The organism is Arthrobacter sp. Soil_C_60, from assembly GCF_057656375.1.
The window spans coordinates 557786-571976 of record NZ_JBDGKM010000001.1; the positions used below are offsets into that span (position 1 = coordinate 557786).

17 protein-coding genes and 1 riboswitch are annotated in these 14191 nt (G+C 65.2%); of the genes, 2 read left to right on the forward strand and 15 right to left on the reverse strand.

Annotation, left to right across the window (positions count from 1 at the left end; all coding sequences use genetic code 11):
- Position 1 precedes the first annotated feature (1 nt).
- From AC3A4M_RS02700 to AC3A4M_RS02760, 13 genes are all read right to left on the reverse strand, one after another.
- Positions 2–1099, reverse strand: a complete 1098-nt coding sequence (locus AC3A4M_RS02700; RefSeq protein ID WP_498733803.1) for a carboxylate-amine ligase — start codon at positions 1097–1099, stop codon at positions 2–4.
- 74 nt (positions 1100–1173) lie between these two features.
- The gene (locus AC3A4M_RS02705; RefSeq protein WP_498733805.1) at positions 1174–1560 is read right to left on the reverse strand and encodes a fluoride efflux transporter FluC; all 387 of its coding nucleotides are present in this window, start codon (positions 1558–1560) and stop codon (positions 1174–1176) included.
- Positions 1557–2021: a fluoride efflux transporter FluC gene (locus tag AC3A4M_RS02710; RefSeq protein WP_498733807.1), complete on the reverse strand. Its 465-nt coding sequence runs from the start codon at positions 2019–2021 to the stop codon at positions 1557–1559. The genes AC3A4M_RS02705 and AC3A4M_RS02710 overlap by 4 nt, the downstream gene beginning before the upstream one ends.
- The gene (locus tag AC3A4M_RS02715) at positions 2018–2749 is read right to left on the reverse strand and encodes a metal-dependent transcriptional regulator (protein WP_498733808.1); all 732 of its coding nucleotides are present in this window, start codon (positions 2747–2749) and stop codon (positions 2018–2020) included. The genes AC3A4M_RS02710 and AC3A4M_RS02715 overlap by 4 nt, the downstream gene beginning before the upstream one ends.
- A gap of 8 nt (positions 2750–2757) precedes the next feature.
- Positions 2758–3651, reverse strand: coding sequence for a metal ABC transporter permease (locus AC3A4M_RS02720; protein ID WP_498731352.1), 894 nt, complete (start codon positions 3649–3651; stop codon positions 2758–2760).
- Positions 3638–4417: a metal ABC transporter ATP-binding protein gene (locus tag AC3A4M_RS02725; protein WP_498733810.1), complete on the reverse strand. Its 780-nt coding sequence runs from the start codon at positions 4415–4417 to the stop codon at positions 3638–3640. The genes AC3A4M_RS02720 and AC3A4M_RS02725 overlap by 14 nt, the downstream gene beginning before the upstream one ends.
- Entirely contained in the window at positions 4414–5331 is a 918-nt protein-coding gene (locus tag AC3A4M_RS02730) for a metal ABC transporter substrate-binding protein (protein ID WP_498733812.1), read from the reverse strand. The genes AC3A4M_RS02725 and AC3A4M_RS02730 overlap by 4 nt, the downstream gene beginning before the upstream one ends.
- Positions 5332–5436: 105 nt before the next feature.
- On the reverse strand, positions 5437–6201 hold the full coding sequence (locus tag AC3A4M_RS02735; RefSeq protein ID WP_498733814.1) for a class I SAM-dependent methyltransferase: 765 nt from the start codon (positions 6199–6201) through the stop codon (positions 5437–5439).
- A 156-nt stretch (positions 6202–6357) separates the two neighbouring features.
- Complete coding sequence (locus AC3A4M_RS02740; protein ID WP_498733817.1) at positions 6358–7731, reverse strand: aminotransferase class V-fold PLP-dependent enzyme; 1374 nt, start codon at positions 7729–7731, stop codon at positions 6358–6360.
- Positions 7732–7772: 41 nt separating this feature from the next.
- Positions 7773–7885, reverse strand: a riboswitch (SAM riboswitch).
- 113 nt (positions 7886–7998) lie between these two features.
- Positions 7999–8886, reverse strand: a complete 888-nt coding sequence (gene hisN, locus AC3A4M_RS02745) for a histidinol-phosphatase (protein WP_498733820.1) — start codon at positions 8884–8886, stop codon at positions 7999–8001.
- A 68-nt stretch (positions 8887–8954) separates the two neighbouring features.
- Complete coding sequence (rsgA, locus tag AC3A4M_RS02750; RefSeq protein WP_498731358.1) at positions 8955–10058, reverse strand: ribosome small subunit-dependent GTPase A; 1104 nt, start codon at positions 10056–10058, stop codon at positions 8955–8957.
- A gap of 1 nt (position 10059) precedes the next feature.
- Positions 10060–11406 carry a 3-phosphoshikimate 1-carboxyvinyltransferase gene (aroA, locus tag AC3A4M_RS02755; protein WP_498733822.1) on the reverse strand — a complete coding sequence of 449 codons (1347 nt, stop codon included), beginning with the start codon at positions 11404–11406 and terminating at the stop codon, positions 10060–10062.
- 5 nt (positions 11407–11411) lie between these two features.
- Positions 11412–11993, reverse strand: a complete 582-nt coding sequence (locus AC3A4M_RS02760) for a DoxX family protein (protein ID WP_498731360.1) — start codon at positions 11991–11993, stop codon at positions 11412–11414.
- Between the two features lie 321 nt (positions 11994–12314).
- Between AC3A4M_RS02760 and AC3A4M_RS02765 the strand changes: the two genes are divergently transcribed.
- Together AC3A4M_RS02765 and rsrA are read left to right on the forward strand one after the other, a co-directional pair.
- Positions 12315–13001 (forward strand): sigma-70 family RNA polymerase sigma factor, encoded by a 687-nt coding sequence (locus AC3A4M_RS02765; protein WP_498733825.1) that lies wholly within the window; start codon positions 12315–12317, stop codon positions 12999–13001.
- Entirely contained in the window at positions 12998–13273 is a 276-nt protein-coding gene (gene rsrA, locus AC3A4M_RS02770; RefSeq protein WP_498731361.1) for a mycothiol system anti-sigma-R factor, read from the forward strand. Before AC3A4M_RS02765 ends, rsrA begins: the two co-directional genes overlap by 4 nt.
- A gap of 115 nt (positions 13274–13388) precedes the next feature.
- Here the strand turns inward: rsrA and AC3A4M_RS02775 are convergent, their stop codons facing one another.
- Together AC3A4M_RS02775 and AC3A4M_RS02780 are read right to left on the reverse strand one after the other, a co-directional pair.
- Positions 13389–13463 carry a 50S ribosomal protein bL37 gene (locus AC3A4M_RS02775; RefSeq protein ID WP_369299106.1) on the reverse strand — a complete coding sequence of 25 codons (75 nt, stop codon included), beginning with the start codon at positions 13461–13463 and terminating at the stop codon, positions 13389–13391.
- Positions 13464–13585: 122 nt separating this feature from the next.
- On the reverse strand, positions 13586–14185 hold the full coding sequence (locus tag AC3A4M_RS02780) for a GDSL-type esterase/lipase family protein (protein ID WP_139004852.1): 600 nt from the start codon (positions 14183–14185) through the stop codon (positions 13586–13588).
- Between the last annotated feature and the right edge of the window lie 6 nt (positions 14186–14191).

The window sequence follows — 14191 nt, forward strand, 5'->3', positions numbered from 1 at the left end:
CTCAAGCCTCGGCGGTCAGCGAGCCAGCGTAGAGATCCATCAGCGCCGGCATTCCGCCAGCTGCCATGACCCGCCGTTGGCGTTCGGCACCGATGCCGTCGGCCCATAAGCGTTCCAGGGAAGCGTCTACCCACTCAGCATCGCCGGCTTCCTCAAGGGCAGGCCGGATGCGGCGAACCAGCAGGTTGACCACATCGCGTGCGGGCAGGAGGAGTCCGGAAAACGGGTCGATCAGCTTATCGGCCAGCCCTTGCCTTCCGGCTTGCCAGACGGCCGCGTCGAGGAGCTCGGCGTCGAGGTCGGGAAACTCCTTGCCGGCCTCCGCTTCGGTGAGGGCCGTGACGACCAGTCCGCGGATCAGCGCGGCGATGAGGACTGCATCTTGGGCTTCCAGTTGCACATCCGCCGCGCGCACTTCCAACGTGGGGTAGCGGTCGGACAGGCGTGCCAGCCAGGTGAGGACGCCTCGGTCGATGACGACTCCGGTGTCCACCAACCGCTGGATCCGCCGCTCGTAATCCGCAGCATCAGCAAACAGCGGGGGGCAGCCCTGGACCGGCCAACGGCGGTAGTGCACAATCCGCCAGCTGGCGAACCCGCTGTCGCGGTCCAGCCAGAACGGCGAATTCGAGCTCAGCGCTACGATGACCGGCAACCAGGGCCGGATCCGATTCAAGGCCTGCACGCCCGACTCCTTGTCAGGGACTGAAACGTGTACATGCTGGCCATTGACGAACTGGTCGGCGACAATCCCTTTGGCGCTGGCTTTGAGGTCGTGGTAGCGCTGCTTGTCCGTCAGCTCCGGGTAGTCTTCGTGGATCCGCGCTGCCGTGCCGGTGGCGGCCGCGCGGACGCCCGCCTTCCGTGCGGCAGTGTCCAGCTGACGGCGGAAGTTCAGCAGCGATTCCTCTGCCTCGGTCAGTGTTGAACAAACGGCCGTGGCAGTCTCGATCTGGCAATTGAGCAGCTCCCGCTGGATGTCGCCGCGGGCAACTTGCAGGGACTCCAGGTTCTGGGCCACCTTGTCTGCGACCGCCTCGGGCAGTCCCGTGGCCGGATTGAGCAGCAGGTACTCTTCCTCAATTCCCAGCGTTGCCATTAAACGCCCTTCCCTTGGCTGAAGCGGACAAACCTGAGCTTACCCAAATTGTCAGTGTGCTGATGACAGCCCCCTCATCGGAGCAGCAGCACTCCCAGCGCGGCCGCTACCAGGCCCAGCACCAGATTTGCCGCAAGATTGACGACGGCGGCAACAGGCCGCCGTTCTGCCCACAGTCTGGCGGTGGCAACCGTCCAGGAGCTGAACGTGGTCAGGCCGCCGGCCAGTCCCGTCGCCACCGCCGTACTCCATGGCTCCGCCAACGAACTCTGCGTGGCCGTTGAAGCGGTCAGCCCGATGATGAGCGAACCGGTTACGTTGACCAGCAAGGTTGACCACGGCCAGGCCATCCGGGCGGTCCCGGAGTCAGCGGCCCGGCTGAACAGGATATCCGCCGCGAACCTGGCCAGCGCCCCTGCCATGCCGAAGACACCCACCAGCAATGCGGCCAGAGCGGTCACGACTGTCCGTCCGTTGAGCCCACCAAGCGACTCGCGAGCACTCGGCCGAGCACCAAACCGGCCACGGCCGCGGCGAGCCCGGCGGCGAGAGACAGTCCCAGATACGCCAGCCAAACATTATGACGTCCGGTAGCGGCGAGCTGCTCGATGGCGATAGTGACCGCCGAAAACGTCGTGAAGGAACCTAACAGGCCGGGGCCAAGGCCGGCGTGGAGCCACGCCGGAGCCCCCGGTCGTTCCGTCCAGAAGGCGGTGACTATCCCCAGCAGGAGACTGCCTGTGACATTGATCGCCAGCGTGGTCCACGGAACACCGCCGCCGTCTTCAGGAAATAGCAGCCCCAGGCCGAAGCGCGCCTCGGTGCCGAGCAGTCCGCCGACGGCCACAGCTGTCCAGACGGTGGCGGGCGGCAGCGGAGGCTTTCCCAGCCGCCCAAGGCGCGTCGCCGGCGTCGTTCTCATGTGATGAGGGCGCAGCCAGCGTGGGGTTTGTCGCTGAAAACCCACAGTGCCGATGCGGCCTCGTCACCCAGATCCAGCTCCCGGTTGCGCCCGGCGGTGGCGACGCGGACTACCAGAGGGCCGCCGAAGGGCTTGCGGCCGATGACCTCCACATGGTCATCCAGGCCGATGTCCTCAGCGCTGAGGAACCTTAGGAGTTCGGGGTTCGCGTCGCTGATGCGGGTGATCCGGCCCGTATGGCCCGCATCCAGGCTGGCGAGTTGGTGTGCCTGCGGGATGTCTACGGCGCCGTGCGCATCCGGAATCGGATCGCCGTGCGGATCACGGTCGGGGTAGCCGAGTTTGGCGGACAGCCGTTCGATGAACGTGTCCGAAACGGTGTGTTCGAGCAGTTCGGCCTCGTCGTGGACCTCGTCCCAGGCATAGTCGAGTTCCTGGACCAGGAAGGTCTCCAGCAACCGGTGCCGGCGGACCATGGCCAGAGCGAGCCGGCGGCCCTCGTCGCTCAGCTCCACGGCGCTGTACGGTTCGTGGATGGCGAGGCCAAGCTCGACGAGCTTACGTACCATCTCCGATACCGAGGAGTTGGCGACGCCCAGCCTGTTGGCCAGCTGGGACGAGCTGATCGGTTCGTCCTGCCACTCGGTGAATGAGTAGATCACCTTGACGTAGTCCTGAACACTGGCGGAGCCGCTGCTCAGGGCGGGACTGTGTTTGTTGGGAGGCATCTTGTTCTCTAGACGGACGTGGGGATGCTCGGTTGTTCGGAGACCCGGCGCCTGGCGCTGCGCCGCCGCTGCAATTGCCAGACTACCCCGTTCCGCCGGGAGAACAGGTAGACGGCGACGAAGACCACGGACTGGGCCAGGACCACGGAGGCTCCGGTGGAAATGTCCAGATAGTAGCTGGCGTAGATGCCGGCGACTGCGGCCGATGCGGTTATCGACGCTGCGATCAGCAGCATCGTATCGAAGCGGCGGGTCAACAGGAATGCCGTGGCGCCGGGCGTGATCAGCATGGCCACCATCAGGATAATGCCCACCGCTTGCAGGCCCACCACAACGGTCAGTGCCAGCAGGCCCAGCATCAGGGCGGAAAGCCAGCGCGTGTTCAGCCCGATGGCGTGGGCATGGATCCGGTCGAACGCGAGCAGCGTCAGGTCACGCCGCTTGTAGAGCAGCACGGCCAGGGTGATCGCGCCCAAAACGAGCACCTGGAGCAGTTCGGCGGTGTTCACGCCGAGGACATTGCCGAACAGGATGTGCTGCAGATCCGTCTGGCTCGGAGTCTTGGAGATGATAGCCAGACCCAGTGCGAATAACCCGGTAAAAACGACGCCGATGGCCGTATCCGCTTTGAGTTTCGTGGTGGACCGGACGGCGCCGATCAACGCTACGGCACCCGCGCCGAAGATGAAGGCGCCCAGCGAGAACGGCAGGCCGACAATGTACGCCAGCGCGACGCCGGGCAGCACTGCGTGGGATACGGCGTCGCCCATGAGGGACCAGCCCATCAGGATCAGCCAGCAGGACAGTACAGCCGAGACCACAGCCGCCGCCAGTGTCACCAGCAGCGCGCGGGTCAAGAAGCCGTACTGCAGCGGCTCCAGCACCCAATTAATGACGTCCATGATGCGCTCCTTCCGGGGCGGTGGCCAGGGCTGTACCGAAAGCCCGGGCGAGGTTCTCGTTGGTCAGGACCGCCTCGGGTTTGCCATGGGCGAGCACCCGCTGGTGGAGCAGGACGGCTTCGTCGCAGAGCTGGGGGATGCCGGCCAGGTCATGGGTCGAGACCAGTACGGTCCGGCCTTCGTTCCGCAGCTCCTTGAACAGGGAGATCAGGGCCCCTTCGGAGCCCTTGTCGACGCCGGCGAACGGCTCATCGAGCAACAGCAGGCCTGCATCCTGCGCGATTCCCCGCGCCACGAAGGCCCGCTTCCGCTGACCGCCCGAGAGCTCGCCGATCTGCCGGTGCTGGAGCTCCGACAGGCCAACACGTTCCAGTGCTGCCGCCACAGCTTCCCGGTCGGCGCGATGCGGACGGCGTGCACGTCCCAACCGGCCATAGCGGCCCATCATGACGACGTCGCGGACGGACACGGGAAACGTCCAGTCCACATCCTCGGACTGCGGCACGTAGGAGACGACGTTGAGCTTCCGCGCGTCCTTGGGTTCGACGCCGAACAGCCGCACGTCGCCGTTGGTCGGCTGGACGAGGCCCATGAGGGACTTGAACAGTGTGGACTTGCCGGAGCCGTTGACGCCGATCAGCCCGCAAATGGTCTGCGGCCGGACAGTCAACGTGACGCCATCCAGGGCTATGACCTCGTTGTACGCCACATGCAGCGACCTCACGGTAATGGCGTCGGCGCCGGTGGGAAGTTCATGCACACTCATGAGGCGAGTCCTTCTTTGATTAGTGCGATGTCATGCCGGATAAGGTCCAGGTGGCTCGGCACCGGGCCTTCGGGACCGGACAGCGAATCGACGTAGAGCGGGGTGACGAGCTCGGCGCCGGTCGCAGCGGCAACCTGTTCCATCGCGCCGGGATTTACTGTGGATTCGCAGAACACGGCCGGAACCTGGTTCTGCTGCACAAAGGCGATGGTGTCTTTGATCTGCCGCGGGGTGCCTTCGGCATCGGAGTTCACCGGCCACAGGAAAGCTTCCTTCAGGCCGGCGTCCCTGGCCAGATAGGAGAAAGCGCCCTCGCAGGTAACCAGGGCAGCAACGGCGTCGCTGTCCTGGAAGGCGTCCTTCAGTTCCTGCATGACACCGTCCAGTTGGTCCTTGTACTGCTCGCCATTGGCACGGAAGTCCGCGGCATGCGCCGGATCCAGTTCGCTTAGGGCGACGACAGTGTTGTCGACATAGAGCTTGGCGGCCTCCGGCGACATCCAGGCATGCGGATTGGGCTTGCCCTCGTAGTTTCCGGAGCGAATATCCACCGGGTCAATCCCCTCCGACAGGACTGCGTGCGGGGCCCGTACCGCCGTCACAAACCGGGCGAACCAACGCTCCAGGCCCAGTCCGTTATCGAGAATCAGGTCCGCTTCCTGGGCGCCGACCAGATCCGAAGGAGTGGGCTGGTAGCCGTGGATCTCCGCGCCCACTTTGGTGATTGATTCCACCCGCACATGCTCGCCGGCCACTTGGCGCACCAGGTCTGCAAGCACTGTGAAGGTGGTCAACACCATGGGGCGCTCGTCGGACGGCTCCGGTACGGCCGCCGAACCGTTGCCCACGGGACCGCAGGCCGTCAGCATACCCATCGTCAAGACGGCCAGCACGGACCACAGTTTTTTCGGCATGCCTAAATTTATCGTAAAGGGGCGCCGGAATAATAGGGTGTGGCTAAAATTTCTGCTCGTTACCGCTCGGAGCGGCACGGAATGTTGACGCCGAAGCCCTCGAACCTAGCGGTCGGCCTTCACAGCGCGCCACGTCAGGGTCAGGTAGGGGAGCTGGATATTCTCTTCCCTGTCGTGGCCCAGATGTTCATGCAGGTACCAGTCCAGATTGGCCAGGACTTTTGCGCGCGTCTGTTCGCTCGCCCGCAGGTAGTAACTGCGCGACTTGACCAGTTCCAGCAAGTCGGCGGGCGTCAGCGGATCGGCCCAGTGGGTTTCATGGCCCTCAGGCCCGATGAACTCAGGCCCGATGAAGGGGCGGAAGTCCGGCCTGTAAACGTCACCGGCATGCATGATCCGGGAGAGCCGGTGGACCCACGGAATGGAGACATCGAGCTGGTTCCAGATCAAGCCCAGCGTTCCCCCGGGCCTCAGGATCCGGGCAGCCTCCGCGCTGGCCGCTGCCTGATCCACCCAATGCCAGGCCTGCGCCACGGTCACCAGATCGACGGCGCAATCGGCGATGCCGGTATGTTCGGCCGTCCCCAGCAGGATCCGGGCCGCGGGATAGTTGGTTGCCAATTGTTCCAGCATGTCGGCCGAGGGATCCACGGCGGTCACCCGCAGGCCCCGGGCGAGCAACGCGGCCGTATATTTTCCGGTACCGGCGCCTACATCCGCGGCGTCCCGTGCCGACGGCGGCACCAGCCAATCGACGGCGTCATCCGGGTAGCCGGGACGGACCCGGTCATAATGCGCGCCACCCTGCTGGAAGCTGCTGCCGAACTCCCGGCGCCGTTCGTCGTCCATCCGGGGTCCGCCGCGAACCACTGCCACACTCCTCGTGCACCCTCTGCTCTCGGTCAGGGGCCTCTCATTGACCTGTCATTGACGCCGCCAGCCGCCCGTGCCGTTGCACCGGCGGCTTCGCAACGACGGGTCAATTAGATCATGCCCCATCCGGCGCGCAGGGATACGTTCCTAGCCCTAGGAGCACGGCGCCGCACCGGCGGTTCCCGGCGTCACCGGTGCCCACTCGGGGAAGGCCCGTGTTTCCACCGCCGGCACCCAGCGACCGCTCTCCACGACGTAGTCGTGGCGCAGGCCGTCACGGACCAGCGCTGCCACTCCGTCCGCTAGCCGGGCCGCGTCTTCCAAGCGGGAACCCAGCCCGAAGCTGGCACGCAGCGAACCGGACGGCAGCCCGAGGCGGTTGAGCAAGGGATGGGCGCAGAACTTCCCGTCCCGCACGCCGACGCCGTGCTCTGCCGAAAGATACGCGGCCACGAGGCCAGCGTCGTATCCGGCCACCGAAAAATTTACGACGCCGATGGCATCCAGCGGGCTGGCCTCGCCGCTGAAAATCCGGTGCACGGTGACCGAGTCCACCGCCTCCAGCCGCTCGATGAGATACCCACGCAGCACGGACTCATGCTGCTGCCACGCTTCCTCATCCAGCTGCGCAATGTGCTCCGCGGCCCGGGCCAGGGTGGCAGCACCGAGCACATTGGGAGAGCCGGCTTCGTGCCGGGCCGGCCCGGTTGTCCAGACCACGCCGTCCAGCCGGACCTGTTTCACCGCGCCGCCGCCAGCCAGATGCGGTGTGCCGGAATCGAGCCAGTCGGCCCGGCCGATGATCGCTCCCGCACCGAACGGGGCATAGAGCTTGTGTCCGGAGAGGACCACATAGTCAATGTTGTCCCGGGCAATGTCGAGGCGCCGGTGCGGGGCGAGCTGCGCAGCATCCACCACTACCCTTGCCCCATACCGGTGGGCAAGCCGCGCGGTTTCGGCGATCGGGAAGATCTCGCCGGTAACATTCGACGCTCCGGTGATGGCCACGAGTGCCACCTGGCCACCTGCCAGTTCGGCCTCGATGGCCTCGAGCGTGCCTGCAACACTCGGCCGGGCCACCACGCTGCGGTGCGGTACCGCCTGCCAGGGCAGCAGGTTGGCGTGGTGTTCGATGTCCAGGTACAGTACTTCGCCGCCGGCAGGGACGCAGCCGGCGAGCAGGTTCAGGGAATCGGTGGTGTTGCGGGTGAAGATGACCAGGTCATCGGTCCGCCCGCCCACAAAAGAACGCAGAACGTCGCGTGAATGCTCATAGACGGAGGTGGAGACCTGGGATGCGTACCCGGCACCGCGGTGGACGCTGGCGTAGTAGGGGAGCAACTGCTCCAGATAGGCGGTGACGGAAGCCAGCGCGGGTGCCGACGCGGCGTAGTCCAAGTTGGCGTAGCGGATGGTGCCGCCGTCCAGCAGGGGAGCGGCGAGTTCTGCGCCGGTAACTTCCTGGAACGGTTGTTCCGCTGCCAGCAGCTCGGGGGAAAGGGCGGAATCGATAACAGTGGTGCTCATATGACCTCATCTGGTGAGGGATCCGTGCGCATGGCAGAGCGGATCCGCGCTTGCCGAACCAGTCAGGCACGGCCAGGTCGTCACCCGGGGCACCCCGCCGCGTTAGGAGGGTTGCCGGCCAGCAAACCGGGGTTTAGCGCTGGCACTCGTGACCTGCCATCGAGATTATTGTCCGGCGGGAGCGGCCGCACCTTTGTTACGGGAACGAAAAGGCGACCATCCCCGGAGTGGGGACGGCCGCCGTCGTAATTCGTCACAAAGGCAGCGTCAGCGCAGGCCGTCCGCCTCCACAGAGGCCTCCGGAGCGGTTTCCGGCAAGGGCGCATCCTCCGGGTGTGCGGCCGGACGCTGGCCGCGCAACTGGGGATTGAGCCGGTAGAGCACCTCGTCGTGCAGCGTGCCGTTCGTGGCCAGCGCGTTGCCGCCAAAGGGGCCGTCCTCGCCCTCGAGCGAACTGAACCGTCCGCCGGCCTCCGTCACGATCGGCACCAGTGCCGCCATGTCATAGAGGTTGAGTTCCGGTTCGCAGGCAATGTCGACGGCGCCCTCGGCCACCATGCAGTACGACCAGAAGTCCCCGTAGGCACGGGTGCGCCAGACGGATTCGGTGAGGCCGAGGAACTCCGGGAAGTTGCCCCGTTCCTGCCAGCCGGTGAGGCTGGAATAGGAGAGGGACGCGTCCTCGAGCCGGTTGACATCGGAGACCCGGAGCCGGGTGGCCGCGGACAGCGAACGTCCCATGTAGGCACCGGTTCCGGTCGCGGCCCACCAGCGCTTGCCCAAAGCGGGGGCACTGACCAGGCCGACCACGGGCCGGTCTTCGTCCACCAGCGCGATCAAGGTAGCCCAGACCGGCACCCCGCGGACGAAGTTCTTTGTGCCGTCGATGGGGTCGATGATCCAGCGGCGGGAGCCGTGGCCGCTGCTGCCGTACTCCTCGCCAAGCACCGCGTCGCGCGGCCGGGCCCGGGAGAGTTGGCCGCGGATGGCCTCTTCGGCGGCGCGGTCAGCATCCGTGACAGGGGTGAGATCCGGCTTGGTCTCGATTTTCAGGTCCAGCGCCTTGAAGCGGGCCATGGTCTGCGAATCCACGGAATCGGCCATCACATGGGCCAGGCGCAGATCATCGTTATAGCTTTGAACGTCACGGGTCATAGGCTTCAACTTATCCTTATTCGGTGGCCGGATGCGGGATGTGAAGTCCCCGACCGACGACGGCGGTGCTACTGGAACCCCAGTTCCTTAGCTTGGGCGCGTTCTTCGGTTCCCAGCAAACGACGCAGCGACGCCAGCCGCGCCGGGCCTGATTCGCCGGCCTGCCCGGAAGCCACCCACGCGTCCACGCCGCAGTTGACGGCGTGGTCGTCGTGCTTGCAGCCGCGCTCGCAATCGGCCGTGCCGGGCTCCAGGTCGGGAAAGGCGGAAATGATCCGGTCCGGGTCCACATGGGCGAGTCCAAAAGAACGGATGCCGGGCGTGTCGATGATCCAACTGCCGGCCGGGGCATCGGTCAGCTTCAGGGCCAGCGCCGAGGAGGAAGTATGCCGTCCCCGCCCGGTCACGGCGTTGACGCCGCCCGTGGCGCGTTCCGCACCCGTGAGCGCATTGACCATGGTGGACTTGCCGACACCGGAATGGCCGAGCATGACGCTGACCATCCCGTCCAGATAGCCTTTCAGCTCGGCCACGGCGTCACGGTCGAGACGGGCCGAAAGCCCGTCGGCGGACCGTGCATCAATTCCAAAGCCCTCCGTGCCAGCGGTCCGGCTGACGATGACGGGCAGATCGAGGTGCCGGTAGTTGGAGAGCAGTTCTTCAGGATCCTTGACGTCCGCTTTGGTGACGCACAGCAGCGGGCTGATCCCGGCGTCGTACGCTGCTACCAAGGCACGGTCGATAAAACCGGTGCGCGGCTCCGGGTTGGCGGCGGCCACCACGATGACCAGTTGGTCCGCATTGGCCACGACTACCCGCTCCACCGGGTCGGTATCGTCGGCGCTGCGCCGCAACAGCGTCCGTCGTTCCTCGATCCGGACCAGCCGGGCCAAAGAGTCCGGCTCGCCCGTAATGTCGCCGACGAGCGCTACGAAGTCGCCGGCTACCACCGGGCTGCGGCGAAGCTCCCGGGCACGGGCGGCGACAACCACGCGTTCCTGGGCAGTGTCTTCATCGACCACCGCGGTGTAGCGGCCGCGGTCCACGGTGATGATCCGCCCGATGACCGCGTCTTCGTGGGCCGGCCGTTCCTTGGTACGCGGACGCGAGCCGCGCTTGTTGGGACGGATGCGGACATCGGATTCATCCCACGTACGGTTGCCGCGCACCACCTTAGACCGCTCCCGCCTCGGACTGGCGGGCGGAAGTCTCGAACAGGTCCTGCCATAGCCGCGGGAACTCGGGCATGGTCTTGGCCGTGGTGCCGATGTCTTCGACTTCCACGCCCTCGACCGCCAGCCCGATAATGGCTCCGGCAGTAGCCATCCGGTGGTCCTCATATGAATGGAAAACCCCGCCGTGCAGCGGCCTCGGACGGATGATCAGCCCGTCCTCGGTTTCTTCGGCGTCGCCGCCCAAGGCATTGATTTCCGCGACCAGAGCCGCCAGCCGGTCGGTTTCATGTCCGCGCAGATGGGCAATTCCGGTGAGCCTGGATTCGCTGCCGGCCAGGGCGCAGAGCGCCGCCGTGGTGGGGGCAAGTTCGCTGGTGTCGGCGAGCTGCGCCCCGGTGATCTCTGCTCCGCCGGTCACGGTGAGGGTGCCGTTCTCGTAGCTGACGGTGGCGCCGAGTTGCGCCAGGATGCTGCGCCATTTGTCACCCACCTGCGTGGTTTCCGCCGGCCAGCCCGGGATCCGAACCGTTCCCTTCGTGGCCAGGGCCGCCGCGAGGAAGGGGCCGGCATTGGAAAGGTCCTGTTCGACGGTGACGTCGAAAGCCTTGATCAGTCCGGGCCGGACCACCCAGTGGTTCTGCCGGGAATCGTCTACCTCCACCCCGACGCTGCGCAGTACCGCCACGGTCATGGCAACGTGGTCCAGGCTAGGGACGCTCTGGCCGGAATGTTCGAGGTGGAGCCCGTTGCCGAATCTGGCGCCGACCAGCAGCAGCGCCGAGACGAACTGGGAGGAGGCTCCGGCGTCGATGACCAGATGCCCGCCGTCGACGCCGCCGGAAGCGGCCAGCGTGAACGGCAGCGAGCGGTTTCCGCCGTCCTCCAGCCGGACGCCGAGGCCGCGTAGCGCGTCGATCGTGCTGCCCATCGGCCGCTTCCTCGCCTGGGGATCGCCGTCGAAGGTCACAGTTCCAGTGCACAATGCTGCCAGAGGCGGCACGAAGCGCATCACCGTACCGGCCAGCCCGCAATCCACTTGCGTCTCGCCCAGCTCCCTGTCCTGTTCAATAGGCGTGACCAGCAGGTCGGGACCGAACCGGCCCTCGCCCGGCGTTTCCTCGACGCGGGCCCCGAGCGCACGCAGCGCATCGATCATGAGAACCGAATCACGCGAGTGCAGCGGAGCCCGCAGGCGCGACGGGCCGTCCGCCAAAGCCGCGAGCACGAGGTAGCGGTTGGTCAGGGATTTCGAGGCCGGTACGTATACGGTGGCATCGACCGGCCCCGGGGCGAAAGGTGCGGACCAGTGAGTGCTGTTGCTGCCGGCGCTTGCTTGCTCAGTCATGAAAACTAGGAACCCACCACATCGGAGGCAGCCGCCCGCACGGTCCGCTCAGCCTTCTGCAACTGCTTGCGGGCGTCCTTGCTCAGGGTGCTAGCGTTCTTGCGGGCATCCTTGCCGAAGGATTGCACATTTCTGCGCGCATCAGAGGCGAGATGTTCGGCACGCCAGACCAGTCCGGGGCGGCCGTTGGTATCGACTGCGGCCAACAGAACGCCGCCGATGAGGGATACGTTCTTGAGCAACTGGTTGCGCCGGGTCCGGCGGGATTCAGGCGACGTAGCGTCCGCGGCGTTGAATTCCACCAGTGCGTTCGCCGCTGCCGTTCCTGCCAGAAGCAGTGCCGCAATGCGTGGGAATTTGCCGATCCCCAGCAAAACGCCGGCCCCAACCTGTGTGGCACCAATGACCTGGGCAACCAGCTTCTCGTTGCCTGTTACCGGTGCTGCGGAGGGAACCATGGTCTGGACCTGCCGCAGGGCCGGCTGAAGCTGGTCCGCGGTGTCCTGCACGTTTCGCAAGCGATCGACTCCCGAAGCCACAAACGTTGCGGCAAGCATGGGGCGGGCAACAAAGCGAACGATGGTCATAAGTACCTCCTGGCTGGCGCTGTCCGCAGTGCGGAAGCTGTTTCTAGGGCTGCTGGTGACGCTGTTCTCTAGTCTGGCACTTTTGCGTGCACTGTACATCCTGCATACGCAACGTTGGGGTATCCACGATGACCGAAGGCGGAATAAGGACGGTGCCTGCATCGTTGTGAAGAGGAGCAATAGGTGCGGGTTCTCGAACATAGCGCCGGCGCCACCGTGTCGAAAGGACAATCAGTGCCATCAGCAACTCTCCAGCCTGCTGCGGGACTGCAGCTGCGTTTGGACCCTGCCCGGAACACCTCCAGCGTAGACTTGATGCCGATGACAACAGACAAATCCGATGAGGCTGCCCCGCTGGAGGCTGCGGAGGAATCCGCGCCGGCAGCGGCCGCTGACACCGAGACACCAGAAGAACGCAGTGCCCGCTTCGAGCGCGACGCCATGCAGTATGTGGACCAGCTCTACTCAGCTGCCATGCGTATGGCCCGCAACCCCAGCGATGCCGAAGACCTGGTCCAGGAGGCGTACACGAAGGCGTTTTCGGCCTTCCATCAGTACAAGCCGGGGACCAACCTCAAGGCGTGGCTCTACCGGATCCTGACCAACACCTATATCAATCTGTACCGCAAACGGCAGCGCGAACCGCTCCAGTCCAACGCGGACCAGGTTGAGGACTGGCAGATGTTCCAAGCCGCTTCGCACACTTCGACGGGACTTCGTTCCGCCGAAGCGGAGGCCCTGGACCACCTGCCGGATTCGGACGTCAAGGAAGCCCTCCAGGCTATCCCGGAGGAGTTCAGGCTGGCTGTCTACTTTTCAGATGTAGAGGGTTTTGCCTACAAAGAAATATCGGAAATCATGAACACCCCGATCGGAACGGTTATGTCCCGCCTCCACCGCGGACGCAAGCTATTGCGCGATCTGCTGGCCGACTACGCGCACGAACGCGGAATGGGCAAAAAGACGGACAAAACCACTGTGGGGACAAAACAGGAGAACGGCAAATGAGCGACTGCCACGGCTTGGGCGACTGCGAAGACGACCGCATGAAGCGGATCTATGAATACGTTGACGGCGCGTTGTCCCGCGAGGACCTCAACGAGATCAAACAGCATCTGGACGGCTGCGAAGAATGCGCCCAGGAGCACAGCCTGGAGTGCCTGATCCGAAGCGTGGTCAAGAGGTCGTGCCAAGAGGCTGCACCGCAGACACTGAAGGAACGGATTCTGGACCGGATCGGGCACCTCGAAGCCGGCGACCCTGTACAGGCCGACGCCTAGAACTGCCTGCCGGAATAGATAAAGCAGGAACCCCCGCAGACCTGATGGTCGGCGGGGGTTCCTGCTTTATTCAGCTGGCGGGTGACCCGTAAGCCAAACCGGAAGAACCGGTTGCTTAGGTGTTGGGACGCTTACCGTGGTTTGCGCCGCCGCGCTTACGGTCACGACGCTTGCGTGCTCGTTTGCTCATAGCTGCCTCCTTACCTGGATGAAAAAGAACTGCGTACTAGTCTCCCACATCCGCCCATGCACGCCTAACCGGTGACGGCCGCTGAACCGTGTTGACCGGCGGACTCGACAGGGGGAGTGGAGTTAGGAGGGCTCGGGCAGTTCCAGCCAGCTGTACCAGCCGCGGTGGAGAACCAGCCAGGCAATCAAACCGTAGCCGGCCTGCCCGGGAGCGCCGCCGTTGGCGGCAAGATCCGTGCGCCACTGTTCGTGGTTGAGCAGGGGAGTGAAGGTATCAACGTAGACGTGCTTGCGCCGGGTGGTGACATCTCCGAACGCAGCGGACAGTTCGGCAAGGCGTTGGTTGCGTTCTGCATCGAGGCCGGGCGGCGGTCCGACGACGAAAGCCTTGACGCTCAATTGGGCAGCACCATCAAGAATGTTGGCCAGATTCAGCCGGCTCCGGGCGGTTGTCAGCTCCAGATCCAGGTCGCGGTCGGACAGCCCGATAACGAGCCGGTTTTCGTAGCCGTCATCAAACCGGCGTCCTGCCTCCTGCAGCCAGCGTCCGGCAAGCTCCTCCGTGCCCTCGTTAGGCGATGCCAGAGTGAAAGATTCGAGGCTGGCCGGCGCGGGATTGGTACGGGCCAGAGTCCGTCCGAGCCAACCGAGGGCGCGCTGATCACCGGTACCGGCAAGGAGTTCGTCGCCGACAGCGGCGATCCTGATTTTGCGTTGCTCCACAAGATG

What these genes read in the sequence shown, in the direction of transcription:
- AC3A4M_RS02730 (WP_498733812.1), bottom strand. Translation starts at nt 5,331, where the DNA reads ATGCCGAAAAAACTGTGGTCCGTGCTGGCCGTCTTGACGATGGGTATG.
- AC3A4M_RS02720 (WP_498731352.1), bottom strand. Translation starts at nt 3,651, where the DNA reads ATGGACGTCATTAATTGGGTGCTGGAGCCGCTGCAGTACGGCTTCTTG.
- AC3A4M_RS02725 (WP_498733810.1), bottom strand. Translation starts at nt 4,417, where the DNA reads ATGAGTGTGCATGAACTTCCCACCGGCGCCGACGCCATTACCGTGAGG.
- AC3A4M_RS02700 (WP_498733803.1), bottom strand. Translation starts at nt 1,099, where the DNA reads ATGGCAACGCTGGGAATTGAGGAAGAGTACCTGCTGCTCAATCCGGCC.
- AC3A4M_RS02715 (WP_498733808.1), bottom strand. Translation starts at nt 2,749, where the DNA reads ATGCCTCCCAACAAACACAGTCCCGCCCTGAGCAGCGGCTCCGCCAGT.
- AC3A4M_RS02760 (WP_498731360.1), bottom strand. Translation starts at nt 11,993, where the DNA reads ATGACCATCGTTCGCTTTGTTGCCCGCCCCATGCTTGCCGCAACGTTT.
- hisN (WP_498733820.1), bottom strand. Translation starts at nt 8,886, where the DNA reads ATGACCCGTGACGTTCAAAGCTATAACGATGATCTGCGCCTGGCCCAT.
- AC3A4M_RS02765 (WP_498733825.1), top strand. Translation starts at nt 12,315, where the DNA reads ATGACAACAGACAAATCCGATGAGGCTGCCCCGCTGGAGGCTGCGGAG.
- aroA (WP_498733822.1), bottom strand. Translation starts at nt 11,406, where the DNA reads ATGACTGAGCAAGCAAGCGCCGGCAGCAACAGCACTCACTGGTCCGCA.
- AC3A4M_RS02740 (WP_498733817.1), bottom strand. Translation starts at nt 7,731, where the DNA reads ATGAGCACCACTGTTATCGATTCCGCCCTTTCCCCCGAGCTGCTGGCA.
- rsrA (WP_498731361.1), top strand. Translation starts at nt 12,998, where the DNA reads ATGAGCGACTGCCACGGCTTGGGCGACTGCGAAGACGACCGCATGAAG.
- AC3A4M_RS02710 (WP_498733807.1), bottom strand. Translation starts at nt 2,021, where the DNA reads ATGAGAACGACGCCGGCGACGCGCCTTGGGCGGCTGGGAAAGCCTCCG.